Raw genomic sequence first — 14,160 nt, 5'->3', positions numbered from 1 at the left:
GACTTTGAACAGCTTCTTAGAACGGCAGTTGGTATAAAGGATTGCGGCTGTCCGCGCCTTCGGCGCGAATGCGTTCCAGCTCGCTGCGCAGAGCGGTCTGCAACCACTGTTCCCGCATTTTGTCGCCTTCGGGATGCTCGTTCAGCATCCGGTACAAGGCCATGCCGTGGAAGGTGGTCATCATGGTCAGCAAGGTGGCGAAGAAGCCGGTGGAAATGGCGTAACGCGGAAACAGCGAGGCCATCATGGCGACGAAGCGGTCGCGGAAGTAGTTGCTGGAACTGGCCAGGAAGATTTCCCGCAGATCGGCGGTGGTGCGAGCAGCCATCAGCAGTTCCATCAGCACGATGTGACGCGGCGACAGCACCAGCGCCTTCATCAACGCGACGATCCGTTCCTCCTCCGGCATCGTGCTGGACATTTCCGCCGCCAGCTTGAGGCCGGCCTCGAAAATATCGTCGACTACCTTGCGCCCTACCGGCAACATCAGTTCGTTCTTGGTGGCGAAATGGCGGAATAGGGCCCCCTGGGAGACGCCGGCCCGGCTGCAGATCAGCTGCACGCTGGTACCGTGATAGCCAAACTCCAGCAGACACTCGATGGCCGCTTCCACCAGTTTCCCAATGGTGGACTCCCTACGACTTTGTTGTGTTCGTCTAGTTTGCATTATATTCTTATGTCATGTTTATCCCAACCAAGGTCTGATGATACGCGAAACTTTTGCCATAAGCGAGGGCGAGCGCACGCTAAATAGGCCAGTGAGTAGTTTCAACTAGGGATAGCCGGAAAAATGCTGTTCTTTTTAAAGTTATTTCCCAATAACTCTTAAAAAGAGGTCGCAAATATTAAAATTACTATTATTAAATTGCGTAGTTTTGATGATTTGGAACATTTTGCGCGTCTTACTGTCTTGCCAGACGCCCCCAGCATGGACTCTCCGCCGGCGTGGCGTCCGCGCAACGCGCGAAAATAGCGGCAAGATCGCCGCGGATGTGAACAAAAATGCGCCATAGCAATGACGATGCTAGGCGACCGTCATCGACATCGTCACGCCCTCCCCGCCGGTCTTCTCCGCTTGACGACCCGCCTCAAGATAACAAGCAGACACTCAAGCAATGTCGCCCTTAGAAAGCAGCTAGTTTCTAATCGAAAAAATAAATACGTTAAAACAACATTTCAACAAAAATACGATGTTGAATTACTTAAAGCGGGGAAATATGCACAGGCAAGTTCGCATTCGAACATTAACCGGCATTTCCTCGCTTATGCTGACAAAGCCTGACGGGCCGGCCGTCGACAACCGGCCCGCCGGGCTCAATTCAACTGCGCTCGTCCAAAGTCCACCCGCCCGAACGGACTGACGGCGTAAGCGCTCAAATCCTTGCTCGCCAAGGCGTACGCCGTGGGGTGGGCCAAGGGCAGCCACAAGGCCTGCTCCTGGATCAACTTCTGCGCCGCCAGATACAGCTTGGCGCGCTGGGCGAAATCGCTGCTCTTCTTGCCGTCGCTGATCAGCTTGTCCAGCTTGGCGTCGCAGAAGCGCGCGAAATTGGTGCCGGACTGCACCGCCGAGCAGGAAAACTGCGGGGTCAAGAAGTTGTCGGGGTCGCCGTTGTCACCGGCCCAGCCCATGAACAATAGCTCATGTTCGCCGGCCTTGGCGCGCTTGATCAGCTCCCCCCACTCAATCACCTTGATCTGCACCTTGACGCCGATCTTGGCCAGGTCGGACTGCAGCAGCTCCGCGCCCGCCTTGGGATTGGGATTCAGCGTGCTGCCGCTGGGCCGCACCCACACCGTGGTTTCGAAACCGTCGGGATAGCCGGCTTGGGCCAGCAGTTTCTTGGCGCGCGCCGGATCGTAAGGATAGGGCTTGGCCCCCTTGTTGTAGCTCCAGGTATTCGGCGGATAAGGCAGGTCCGCCGCGGTGGCGGTATTGTCGAACACCGTTTTCAGATAAGAGTTCTTGTCGAAAGCCAGGTTGAGCGCTTGCCGCACCAAGGGGTTGTTCAACGGTTTTTTCTGGCTGTTGAAGGCGACGAAGGCGGTCATGAAGGCCGGCGTTTGCAGAACCCGCAGCTTGGGATCCGCCTTGGCCGCCAGCACGTCCTGCGGCTTGGGCGACAAGGCCAGCTGGCATTCGCCGGCCCTCAGCTTCTGCGCGCGCACCGCCGAATCCGGCGTGATCGCGTAAATCAGCGCGCCGACCTTGGGCTTGGCTCCCCAATAAGCCGGATTAGGCGCGTAGCGCACCACGGCGTCCTTCTGGAAGCTGCGGAAGACGAAGGGCCCGGTGCCGATTGGCTTGGCGTTCAAGTCCGCCTGGCGGCCGGCCGCCTGCAACTGCCCGGCGTACTCGGCCGAATAGATGGACGCGAAGCCCATGGTCAGGCTGGACAGGAAGGTGGCTTCCGGATAGTTGAGCTCGAAACGCACAGTATTGGCGTCCACCTTCTGCACCGCCTTGATCAGCTTGGGAAACTGCATGGATTGCGCGTGCGGATAGCCGTTCGGCGCGCTCTTGTACCAAGGATGGGCCGGATTGAGCATGCGTTCGAAAGTGAACACCACGTCGTCGGCCGTCAGCTTGCGGCCAGGCTTGAAGTAATCGGTGGAGTGAAAGGCCACATTGGGCCGCAGCTTGAAGGTGTAACCGAGGCCGTCGTCGCTGACCTGCCAAGACGCGGCCAGGCCCGGCACCACTTTGCGGGCGGCCGGATCGTATTCGACCAGGCGGTTCATCAGCACGTCCGCCGACGCGTTGGTGGTGACCAGGGAGTTGTACTGCACCACGTCGAAACCTTCCGGATTGGCGTCGGTGCACACCGTCAACGGGCGCGCGGCCAGCGCCAGGGTAGGCGCCAGGGCCAGGGCCAACAGCGTCAATTGCTTGTTCATCGGCATTTCCTCATCAAACTGCATGGCATCTTCGGTATCAGAAACGAAGGTTAAGCGAATAAGCGAAAAAAACAAACCATCGATTATGCATATTCATATTCACGATGCGGCCAAGGATGGAGTTTGAGCCCGGCGCAAATTGCCGCTACAGTCAAAGCGGACAGCCAGAATACAAAGCGCCATCGACATGAACCGCCGCCACTGCCTGCTTGCCCTGTTTTTGACCAGCCTTGCCGCCGCGCCGCTGCGCGCGGCGCCGGGCCCTGCGCTGGACATCCTGACCGAGGATGACCCACCGCTGACTTTCGAGCAAGACGGCAAGGCCGCCGGCCTGGTGGTGGAAGTGGTGCAAGGGATACAACGCCGCGTCGGCAACCACGACCCCATTGCCGTGGTGCCTTGGGCGCGCGGCTATCGCCAGGCGCAACAGCAGCCGAACACCGTGCTGTTCAACACCAACCGCACCCCGGAACGGGAGCGCATGTTCAAATGGGTGGGCCCGGTCACCGAAACCCTGGGCTGCCTGTTTGTGCGGCGCGACAGCCCGATCAAACTGCAAACGCTGGACGACGCCCGCAAACTACCGCAAATCATGGTGGTGAGAGACTGGTATCTGCAACAGCTGCTGAGCGCGCAGAACTTCTCCAACCTGGCCACCGTGGCCACGCCGGACCAGTTGCTGACCATGTTGATGCGCAAGCGCGCCGACGTCATCGTCAGCGAAAACACCACCTTGCCGCATCAATTGCGCCAGCAGGGCTTCGACCCGGCCCAAGTACGCAAGGCGCTGACCTTTTCCCACACCTACGGCTACATCGCCTTTTCCCGTCAGACCCCGGACGCGGTGATCAAGGCCTGGCAACAGGCGCTGGACGAGATGAAGCGCGACGGCAGTTTCGCCGCGCTGTACCGGCGCTGGCTGCCCGGCGAAACGGCGCCGGGCATCAATCCGCCCGCCCCGTGAAACACTCGAAACGGCCGCGCCACCAGGACACCAGCTCCTCGGGCGGCAAGGAGCGCGAATACAGATAGCCCTGGCCGCTATGGCAGCCGCGCGCCAGCAGCAAGGCGTGCTGGGATTCGGTTTCCACGCCCTCGGCCAGCACTTGCAGGCTCAGGCTTTCCGCCATGGACACGATGGCCGCCACCATGGCCAGATCGCGCTCGTCGCTGTCCAGCCGCATGATGAAGCTGCGATCTATCTTCAATTCATCGATGGGCAGCCGCTTGAGATAGGACAGCGAGGAAAAACCGGTGCCGAAGTCGTCCACGCTGATGTGAAAGCCCATGCGCTTGAGCGTCGGCAAGGCCTTCATCGCGCTGTCCGCGTCCATCAGCGTGCCCTCGGTGATTTCCAGGCACAGTTGCTCCGGCGGCGCGCCGCTTTCCTCGGCGATCGCGCGCAAACGCGCGACGGCGTCCGGCAAACCGAAGAAGCGCGCCGACAGATTGACGCTGACGCGCCAGGGCGGCAGGCCCTGCCCTCTCCAGGCCATCACCTGGCTGCAGACATTGCGAAACACATACTCGTCGATATCGATGATCAGGCCGGTTTTTTCGGCGATGGCGATAAACTCCGCCGGCGACTGCTTGCGCCCGTCCAGCTCCCAGCGCAACAGCGCCTCCACTCCCAGCATGTCCTGGCTGCGCAGCGTCATCTGCGGTTGGTACTCCAGCCGCAGTTCCCGTCGCTGCAAGGCCTGACGCAAGCCGGTCTCCACTTGCAGGCGCTGGCGCACGCCGTCCGCCATATCCTCGGAGAAGAAGCAATAACCGTTCTTGCCCGCGTACTTGGCGCGGTACATCGCCATATCCGCATCGCGCATCAGCCCTTCCGGCGTGTCCGCGTCGCAGGGATAGCAGCTGATGCCGATGCTGGCGGACAGGAAATAGCGGTGGTCTCCGTCCTGGTACGGCGCCGCCAGCGCCGCCAGCACCTGCTCGGCCAGGCTGTCGGCCGCGCCGTCGGCGGCGTTCTCGGCCAAGGCGACGAATTCGTCGCCGCCGATGCGGAACAAAAGATCGTGGCCGCTCACGCAGGCGCGCAAGCGTTCAGCCACGATGCGCAACAGGCGGTCCCCCACCTCATGCCCAAGGTTGTCGTTGATGAAGCGGAAATCGTCCAGGTCCACCAAAAGCAGATACAGGCTCCGCCCTGAGCGCCGATGATTCCTCAAGCTCCATTGCAGCCGCTCGTTCAACTGCACGCGGTTGGGCAGTTGAGTCAGGCTGTCGTGCTTGGCGAGAAACTCGATATTGAGCTGCGAACGCTTCAGCGTGGACACGTCGCGGGCAAAGCCCATCGCGCGCCGCGGCCGCCCCTGTTCGTCCCGCCACAGGCTGGCGCTCACCTGCATCCAGACCTGCCCCGCCTCCGGCAGGGCGACGCGAAACTGACACTCGTGCAGGCTTTCTCCGGCCTCGGCCGGCAAGGCCTGCCAGCGCCGGCGCAACTCGTCCAGATCCTCCGGATGGATTTGCGCCAGCAAGGCGTCCAGACTGTCGTGACGATAATCCTCTGCCCGCCCGAAAATCCGCCCCACCGGCCCCTCTTCGTGCAAGACCCAGTCGCCCAGGTCCAGCTCCCAGGCGATTTGTTCCGCCGCGTACAGCGCCTGCTTCAAGCGCATCGCCGAGCGGCGGCGCTCGCCGATCAAGCGCCCCACCCGCGCCAGCAGCTCCGCCACCGAAAACGGCTTGAACAAGAACTCCTGCACGCTGTTCTGCAGCATACGCAGCCGCAGCGAATCGTCGGCGCGCGCCGACAGCATCACCACCGGGATGTCCTCGGTCTGGCGGTTGCCGCGCAAAGCCGACACAAACTCTTCTCCGCCCATTCCCGGCATCATCAGATCGCTGATGATCAGGTCCGGCTGCTCGCTCTGCGCCAAACACAGGCCGCGGCCGCCCTCCGGCGCCGTCATCACCCGATAATGCTTGCTCAGCGCGCCGGCGATGAAGGCGCTCATATCGATGTTGTCCTCCACCAGCAGCACCAACGCCTGGGCGCCCTTGTCCGGCGCGGCGCCCGCCTCGGCCTGTGGCGACGCGGGCGCGGGCACCGCGCCGCCGGCCAGCAAATCGTCCAGACGCAAGTCTTCCGACTCTATCGGCGCACCCGCCGGCGCCAACAGAGGCAGGCTAAGGCGGAACAAGGCGCCGCCGCCCTCCGCGGGGAACAAGCTCACACTGCCATGGTGCAGCTCGATGAATTCTTTGACGATGGCGAGGCCAAGCCCGGTGCCGCCGTGCCGGCAGTAATCGCCGTCCTCCACTTGCACGAAGCGCTCGAACACCTTGTCTCGCATCTCGGCCGGCACGCCCGGCCCGTTGTCCTGCACACGGATGTCGGCCTGGCTTCCTCTCAGCTCCAGCGCAATCTGAATGCGGCCGCCGTCCGGCGTGAACTTGAAGGCGTTGGACAGCAGGTTCAGCAGTACACGCTGCAATTTGATCGCGTCCACCTGCGCCGACGCCGTTTTCGGCGCAGCCACTTGGTAGTCGATATGCCGGTCGCTGGCCAGCGAAGCAAAATAAGAAGCCACGTGACGCACCAGCTCCGCCAGGTCCAGCTGCGCGTAGCGCAGCTTCAACTCCCCCGCGTCCAGTTTGGCCACGTCCAGCAAATCGTTGACCTGCTGCAGCAACATGCGCGCCTGCCGCTGGATCATCAACAGGTTGGGGCTCTCCTCCGGCTCGGCCTGTCCTGTCAGAAAGCGTTCTACCTGGCCCAGGATCAGGGTCAGCGGCGTGCGCAACTCATGGCTGACATTGGCGAAGAAGCGGGTCTTCATCTGATCCAGCTCGCGCATCTGCTGATTCAAGCGGGCCAGCTCGCTATTGGATTCCTTCAGATCGGTGTTGGCCCGGGCGATTTGCGCATGCTGATTCACCATTTCGGCCTCTAGGACAGCCGCGTTATTCCGCGACCACTCCTCGGAAGAAGCCTGCTGCGCATTCGCGCCACGCAAACGCACAAACTCGCTGACGTCCTGCACGCTGTGGATGATGCAGCTCACGCTGCCGTCGGCGCGCTTCACCGGCCAGTTGGTCGGGCTCCAATAGCGCTCTTCAAAACTGCCGTCCGATCTGGGGATATCGTATTTCTGCATCGCCATGCTGTCCTCAACCCCGGTGGCCAGCACGCGCTGCAAAGAGATGCGCAGATTGCGCGAGCCCTCGCCTTCCGGCTCATCGGGATTGACCGGAAAGATGTCGAACAGATTGCGCCCCTGGATGGACTCGCGCTGGGTCAAGGTCGTCTGCAGGTAAATATCGCTGGCGGCGATGACGTTGAAATCGGGGTCCAACACCAAATACAGGCCGGGGGCCCGTTCGAACAGCAGTTGAAAATCCGGGGCGGCAATCGCAGCCTGCGCATTCAACGCCAACGCAGCCTCCTATTGATTGGGTTCGCGGATCAAGGGCAGCAAGACTGCCGTCATATTCCTCATTAAATATGATAGCCGTATATCCGCTCAACTCCAGTGCCGGATCTCCGCGTCGACGCGTAAAAAAACCCCGGCCTGGGCCGGGGTGGTTTGACGTCCGCCTGCGCGGATCAGGCGTAGCTGTCGGTGGACGGGCAGCTGCACACCAGATTGCGGTCGCCGTATACGTCGTCGATGCGGTTGACGCTGGGCCAGAACTTGTTTTCCAGCACATAGTCCAGCGGGAAAAGACCGGTTTCGCGGCTGTAGGGACGCTGCCAGTCGCCGGCGATGTCGGCCTTGCTGTGCGGCGCGTTGCACAGCGGATTGTTGTCCGCCGGCCACACGCCGTTCTGCACCTGGTCGATTTCCCGACGGATAGCCGCCATCGCCGCGATGAAGCGGTCCAGCTCGACCTTGGGCTCGGACTCGGTCGGCTCAATCATCAGCGTGCCCGGCACCGGGAAGCTCATGGTCGGCGCATGGAAGCCGTAATCCATCAGCCGCTTGGCCACGTCCACTTCGGTCACGCCGCTGGCTGCCTTGAGCGGACGCAGATCGATGATGCACTCATGAGCCACCCGGCCGTTGGCCCCCGTGTAGAGCACCGGGAAATGCTCGGCCAGCCGCGTCGCCACGTAGTTGGCGGACAGCAAGGCGTTCTCCGTGGCCTGCTTCATGCCTTCCGCGCCCATCATCGCGATATACATATAGGAGATGGGCAGGATGGAGGCGGAGCCGAACGGCGCCGCCGACACCGCGGTCTGGCCCGGCTGGGCGGTGGGCACCGAGGCCACCACGTGGTTGGCGATGAAGGGCGCCAGATGCGCTTTCAGGCCAATGGGGCCCATGCCCGGGCCGCCGCCGCCGTGCGGGATGCAGAAGGTCTTGTGCAGGTTCATGTGCGACACGTCGGCGCCGATGTCGGCCGGACGGCACAAGCCCACCTGGGCGTTGAGGTTGGCGCCGTCCATATACACTTGGCCGCCGTGCTGATGGATGATCGCGCAGATTTCGCGGATAGGCTGCTCGAACACGCCGTGGGTGGACGGATAGGTGATCATCAGCGCCGCCAGCTGAGCCGAATGCTGCTCGGCCTTGGCTTTCAGATCCGCAACGTCGACGTTGCCGGCCTCGTCGCAATCCACCACCACCACCTGCATATTCATCATCTGCGCAGTGGCCGGATTGGTACCGTGGGCGGAGCGCGGAATCAGGCAGATATTGCGTTGGCCGTCGCCGCGCGACTCATGGTAACGGCTGATCGCCAGCAGGCCGGCGTATTCGCCCTGGGCGCCGGAATTGGGCTGCATCGAAATGATGTCGAAACCGGTGATCGCGCGCAGCTGCGTTTCCAGCCCGGCGATCATTTCCAGATAGCCCACCGTCTGTTCGCGCGGGGCGAACGGATGCATATTGGCGAACTCCGGCCAGGTGATCGGGATCATTTCGCTGGTGGCGTTCAGCTTCATGGTGCAGCTGCCCAGCGAGATCATCGAATGATTCATCGCCAGATCGCGGCTTTCCAGCTTCTTCATATAGCGCAGCATCTCGTGCTCGCTATGGTGGGTGTTGAACACCGGGTGGCTCATGAAGGCGGATTCGCGCTTCAGTCCGGCCGGAATCGCGTCGGCGGCCGCGGCGTCCAGCGCGGCGATGTCGGCGCTCTTGCCGGTGAAGATTTCGATCAGACGAGCCAGATCGGCCTCGCTGGCCGCCTCGTGGAAGGCGACGCCCAGCACATTGCCGCCGGCGCGGCGCAGATTGTAGCCGGCGGCCAGCGCCGCCTGATACACCGCCTCGGCCTTGGGCGCCTCAACCTGCACCGTGTCGAAGAAGCGGTCGAACACCAGCTTGCCGCCGGCGGCCTTGACCGCGTGGGCGAAAATGGCCGCCAGGCGGTGAATGCGGGCGGCGATGCGCTTGACGCCTTCCGGACCGTGGTACACCGCGTACATGCCGGCGATATTGGCCAGCAGCACCTGGCTGGTGCAGATATTGGAGTTGGCCTTTTCGCGGCGGATATGCTGCTCGCGGGTCTGCAGCGCCATGCGCAGCGCGGTCTTGCCCTTGGCGTCCACCGACACGCCGATGATGCGGCCCGGCGCCGAGCGCTTCATCTCGTCTTTGAAGGCGAAGTAAGCGGCGTGCGGGCCGCCGAAGCCCATGGGCACGCCGAAGCGCTGGGTATTGCCGATGGCCACGTCCGCGCCCATCTCGCCCGGCGATTTCAGCGCCACCAAGGCCATGATGTCGGCGGCCACCACCGCCACCGCGCCCTTGGCCTTGACCGCGGCGATGTGCGGGGTCAGGTCGATCAGGTCGCCGGCTTCGCCCGGATATTGGAACAAGGCGCCGAAGTATTCGCCCTTGCCCGCCTCTTCCGGATGGCCCTGCACCAGCTCGAAGCCGAAGTACTTGGCGCGGGTCCGCATCACGTCCAGGGTTTGCGGCAGCACGCGGCTGTCTACGAAGAACTGGCCGGACTTGGCCTTGGACACGCGGCGCGCCATCGCCATCGCCTCGGCGGCGGCGGTGGCCTCGTCCAGCAAGGAGGCGTTGGCCAGTTCCAGACCGGTCAGGTCTATCACCATTTGCTGAAAGTTCAGCAAGGCTTCGAGACGACCCTGGGCGATCTCGGCCTGATACGGAGTGTAAGCGGTGTACCAGCCCGGGTTTTCCAGCAGATTGCGCAGGATCACCGTCGGGGTCAGCACCGGGTAATAGCCCTGGCCGATGAAGGATTTATTGACCACGTTCTTGGCGGCGACGGCCTTCAGCGCGGCCAGCGCCTCGGCTTCCGGCATCGGATCCGGCAGCTCCAGCTTGCGGTTCAGGTGAATGTCGGCCGGCAGCGTCTGCGCCACCAGTTCATCGATGGAGGCCACGCCGATGGCGGCCAGCATTTGCTCGCGCTCGGCGTCGGACGGGCCGATGTGGCGGGAGATGAATTCTTTGCGGTTGAAAAGTTCGGAGAGAGACATGAGTACGGGACCTTCTGTGCTTGCCGTCCGCGCCGCGGCTTGCGCGGCCAATCGGGTGTTGCTGGATATCCGGGCGAAAAAAACGCCTCGCGGCCGATTAGGACTGCGAGGCGGTTTTCACCATCAGGCGCCAATTTCCTTGGCGTAGGCGGCGGCGTCCATCAGGGCGTCCAGGTCCGCCGGATCCGCCGGCTTGATCTTGAAGAACCAGCCGGCGCCGTAGGGCTCGCCGTTGGCCAGTTCAGGTTCGGCTTCCAGTTCCTCGTTGATGGCCAGCACTTCGCCGGCAATCGGACAGTAGATATCGGAAGCGGCTTTCACCGACTCCACCACGCCGGCCTGCTCTTCCTTGGCGAGCTTGGCGCCCACTTTCGGCAATTCGACGAAAACGATGTCGCCCAGCAGTTCCTGCGCGTGCTCGGTAATGCCCACGGTCACGGAGCCGTCGGCTTCCAGGCGCAGCCATTCGTGGCTTTCAACGTATTTGAGTTCGGCGGGGATGTTGCTCATGAGTGTCTCCAGTCAAATCCAGGTCTTAAACGATATTCCCGGCCGCGTCGCGCGGCCTGCCCAAGCACGCCGCTCAGGCGAAAACTTTTTTGCCGTTGCGCACGAACGGCATTTTGACCACGCGCACCTCGGTCAAGGTTCCGCGCAGGTCCACCAGCGCCGTATCGCCGGTGCCGGCCGGCACGCGCGCGATCGCGATGGAGTGTTTGAGGGTGGGCGAGAAGGTGCCGCTGGTGATCACGCCCTCGCCAACGCCTTCCACCACCACTTTCAGGCCTTCGCGCAGCACGCCGCGGCCTTCCAGCACCAGGCCCACTTGTCTGGTTTTCAGGCCGGCGGCTTTCTGCGCCTCCAGAGCCTTGCGGCCGATGAAATCGCGCTCCGCCGGTTCCCAGGCGATGGTCCAGCCCATGCCGGCCTCCAGCGGGGAAACGGTTTCATCCATATCGTGGCCGTAGAGATTCATGCCGGCTTCCAGGCGCAGGGTGTCGCGCGCGCCCAGACCTATCGGCGCCACGCCGGCGGCCTGCAATTGCTGGAAGAAGGCGGCGGCCTCGGCGCCGGGCAGCATCACCTCCAGGCCATCTTCGCCGGTGTAGCCGGTCCGGGCATAGAACCAATCGCCAACGGGCTGGCCTTGGAAGGGCTTCAAGGCCTGGATGACGTCGGCGAGCTCGGGCTTGACCGCGCAGACCTTGGCGATGGCCTGCGGGCCTTGCACCGCCAGGATGGACAGATCGCGGCGCACCTTGATGTCCACGTCGAAATCCGCCTTGCGCCCTTCCATCCAGGCCAGGTCCTTGTCGGTGGTGCCGGCGTTGATCACCATGCGGTAGCCGTAGGAGGTCAGATAGACGATCAGATCGTCCACCACGGTGCCGTCGGGGGTGAGCATGCCGGAATACAGCGCCTTGCCTTCGAAGCCGAGCTTGGCCACGTCGTTGGCGATCAAGCGCTGCAGCCAGACTTTGGCGTCCGGGCCGCTGATGTCCAGCACCGTCATATGGGAAACGTCGAACATGCCGGCGTCGCTGCGCACGATCTCATGTTCCTTGAGTTGGGAGCCGTAATGGATGGGCATTTCCCAGCCGGCGAAATCGACCATCTTGGCGCCGGCGGCGATATGGGATTCAAACAGGGGGGTGCGTTTCGGGGCCGTCATCGGTGCGTCCTTAGCAAAAGCGTGTAGTGTTGCTCTATTCCCTACACCCCTCTGTCCCTGCACCTGAGATTTTCCGGCCTTGCGGCCGTTAGCCCCTTCGGTGGGCATCCGCGGATGCCGCTCTCCAGATTCGGCGAACTGGCTGCGGCCAGTCCGATGATGCAGTCCTTTTGCCTGAGCGATTGCGGGTGCGCTTGCGCCTTCGGCGGTGGCGCGGACGGCCACTCTCTCCTGCATGACGAGCCAGATTATGGTTGCTGGGCCGGGGCTTGGCAAGCCGTGTTTATCTTCAACTTAAACAATGACTTAAAATATTCGAAACCGCAAAACATTGAACCGGCATTGCTTCGTTTAAGATCGATTACGAACATATTTCATTTCCTTATCGATCAAAAAATAGATGACCGCCCCATTGCGCCGGTGCTGATCGTAAGATGACATCCATCTTGACCAAGCACGATCTCTATCCGATCTGGAAAGGAAACCGCGATGCGAAAACTGATCAACGATCCGCGCCATGTGGCGCGGGAGATGCTGGAAGGCCTGGCCGACACCCTGCCCGGCCTGGCGCTGCTCGAGGAAGAAAACGTCTTGCTGCGGGCGGACCTTCCCGCCGGCGGCCTGCGCGACAAGGTGGCGCTGATTTCCGGCGGCGGCAGCGGCCACGAACCGGCCCACGCCGGCTACATCGGCCACGGCATGCTGGACGCCGCAGCGGTGGGCGACGTGTTCACCTCGCCCAGCGTAGACACTGTGCTGGCGGCGATCCGCGCCGTCGCCGGCCCCAAGGGCGTGCTGCTCATCGTCAAGAACTACACAGGCGACCGGCTTAACTTCGGCCTGGCGGCGGAACTGGCCCGCGCCGAGGGCATCGCCGTCGACAGCGTGGTGGTGGCCGACGACGTGGCGCTGCGCGACACCGTGGAGCCGGTGCGCAGGCGCGGCATCGCCGGCACGGTGCTGGTGCACAAGATCGCCGGCGCGGCGGCCGCCTCCGGCGCCGGCCTGGCCGAGGTCGCCGCCGCGGCGCGGCAGGCTGCGGAACAGGTGGCCACCATGGGCGTGGGCCTGGGCGCCTGCACGGTGCCGGCCACCGGCCGCCCCGGTTTTCAACTGGACAGCGGGGAGGCGGAACTGGGCCTGGGCATACACGGCGAAGCCGGCGTGCGCCGCGTGGCGACGCCATCGGCCGCCGATTTGTGCGCAACGCTGCTGGACGCCATCTTGCAAGACCGCGACTGGCGCTCGGGACACAGGGTGGCGCTGCTGGTCAACGGCCTGGGCGGCACGCCGCCGATGGAGCTGGCCATCGTCGCCCGCGCCGCGCTGGCGCATCTGCGCCTGCGCGGCCTACAGGTGGAACGCGCCTGGAGCGGCAACTTCATGACCGCGCTAGAAATGCCCGGCTGCTCCTTGTCCCTGATGGCGCTGGACGAACAGCGCCTCAACTGGCTGGATCAAACCACCCTGGCGCCGGCCTGGCCCGGTTCAGGCCGCTTGCCGGCGCAACGCCAGCTGCGCGCCGCGCCGCCGCGCGACGCTTTCACGCCCTCGGCCGCCGCGGCCGATCCCCGTTTGCGCGCCGCGGCCTGGGCCGCGGCCGACGCGCTGGACGCCGCCGAGCCGCTGTTGACCGAACTGGACGGCGCGGCCGGGGACGGCGATCTGGGCGTCAGTATGCAGCGCGGCGCGGCCGCGATCCGGGCCTTGCCCGACAGCGCATGGAGCGACCCCGCCACGGCGCTGCGCGCGGTCGGCCAGGCCTTGCGCCAGGCCATCGCCGGCAGCTCCGGGCCTTTCTACTCCACCGCCCTGCTGCGCGCGGCGCGGCGGCTGGACACGACGACCCCGTCCACCCCGAAGGACTGGGCGGCCGCCTTTCTGGACGGCGTCGCCGCCGTCGCGGAACTGGGCGGCGCGCAAGTGGGCGACCGCACCATGCTGGACGCCTTGTCCCCCGCCGCCGACGCTTTCGCCTCCGCCCTGGACGCCGGACAGGCTCCGGAGACGGCCTGGCGTTCGGCGCTGACAGCGGCGGAGCGCGGCTGCGCGGCAACCGCCTCCATGCGGCCGCGCCTGGGCCGGGCCAGCTATCTGGGCGAACGGGCGCTGGGCGTGCCGGACGCGGGCGCCAGCGCCGCGCTGGTCTGGCTGAAGGCGCTGACCGGCTAGCGCC

8 protein-coding genes and 2 riboswitches are annotated in these 14,160 nt (G+C 63.8%); of the genes, 2 read left to right on the top strand and 6 right to left on the bottom strand.

Annotated elements, in window-relative coordinates; genetic code table 11:
- Positions 1-16 precede the first annotated feature (16 nt).
- Both DB032_RS04070 and DB032_RS04065 read right to left on the bottom strand, forming a co-directional pair.
- On the bottom strand, positions 17-667 hold the full coding sequence (locus DB032_RS04070) for a TetR/AcrR family transcriptional regulator (protein WP_107798352.1): 651 nt from the start codon (positions 665-667) through the stop codon (positions 17-19).
- 647 nt (positions 668-1,314) lie between these two features.
- Positions 1,315-2,898, bottom strand: coding sequence for an ABC transporter substrate-binding protein (locus DB032_RS04065; protein WP_107798351.1), 1,584 nt, complete (start codon positions 2,896-2,898; stop codon positions 1,315-1,317).
- A 187-nt stretch (positions 2,899-3,085) separates the two neighbouring features.
- Between DB032_RS04065 and DB032_RS04060 the strand changes: the two genes are divergently transcribed.
- Positions 3,086-3,862 (top strand): ABC transporter substrate-binding protein, encoded by a 777-nt coding sequence (locus DB032_RS04060; RefSeq protein WP_107798350.1) that lies wholly within the window; start codon positions 3,086-3,088, stop codon positions 3,860-3,862.
- Here DB032_RS04060 and DB032_RS04055 read toward each other — a convergent pair.
- The 4 genes from DB032_RS04055 to gcvT form a co-directional block, all read right to left on the bottom strand.
- Complete coding sequence (locus DB032_RS04055; protein WP_107798349.1) at positions 3,843-7,289, bottom strand: EAL domain-containing protein; 3,447 nt, start codon at positions 7,287-7,289, stop codon at positions 3,843-3,845. The two genes, DB032_RS04060 and DB032_RS04055, sit on opposite strands and share 20 nt — an antisense overlap.
- Before the next feature lie 170 nt (positions 7,290-7,459).
- On the bottom strand, positions 7,460-10,312 hold the full coding sequence (gene gcvP / locus DB032_RS04050) for an aminomethyl-transferring glycine dehydrogenase (protein WP_107798348.1): 2,853 nt from the start codon (positions 10,310-10,312) through the stop codon (positions 7,460-7,462).
- Positions 10,313-10,435: 123 nt separating this feature from the next.
- Complete coding sequence (gene gcvH, locus DB032_RS04045; RefSeq protein WP_107798347.1) at positions 10,436-10,822, bottom strand: glycine cleavage system protein GcvH; 387 nt, start codon at positions 10,820-10,822, stop codon at positions 10,436-10,438.
- A 73-nt stretch (positions 10,823-10,895) separates the two neighbouring features.
- On the bottom strand, positions 10,896-11,984 hold the full coding sequence (gene gcvT, locus DB032_RS04040; RefSeq protein ID WP_107798346.1) for a glycine cleavage system aminomethyltransferase GcvT: 1,089 nt from the start codon (positions 11,982-11,984) through the stop codon (positions 10,896-10,898).
- 41 nt (positions 11,985-12,025) lie between these two features.
- A riboswitch (glycine riboswitch) is annotated at positions 12,026-12,122 on the bottom strand.
- A 14-nt stretch (positions 12,123-12,136) separates the two neighbouring features.
- Positions 12,137-12,228: riboswitch (glycine riboswitch) on the bottom strand.
- A gap of 245 nt (positions 12,229-12,473) precedes the next feature.
- Here gcvT and DB032_RS04035 point away from each other — a divergent pair.
- Positions 12,474-14,156, top strand: a complete 1,683-nt coding sequence (locus tag DB032_RS04035; protein WP_107798345.1) for a dihydroxyacetone kinase family protein — start codon at positions 12,474-12,476, stop codon at positions 14,154-14,156.
- The last annotated feature ends 4 nt before the right edge of the window (positions 14,157-14,160 follow it).

Source organism: Chromobacterium sp. Panama (assembly GCF_003052555.1).
Taxonomy (GTDB): Bacteria; Pseudomonadota; Gammaproteobacteria; order Burkholderiales; family Chromobacteriaceae; genus Chromobacterium.
This window is presented reverse-complemented; position numbering and strand designations above follow the sequence as displayed.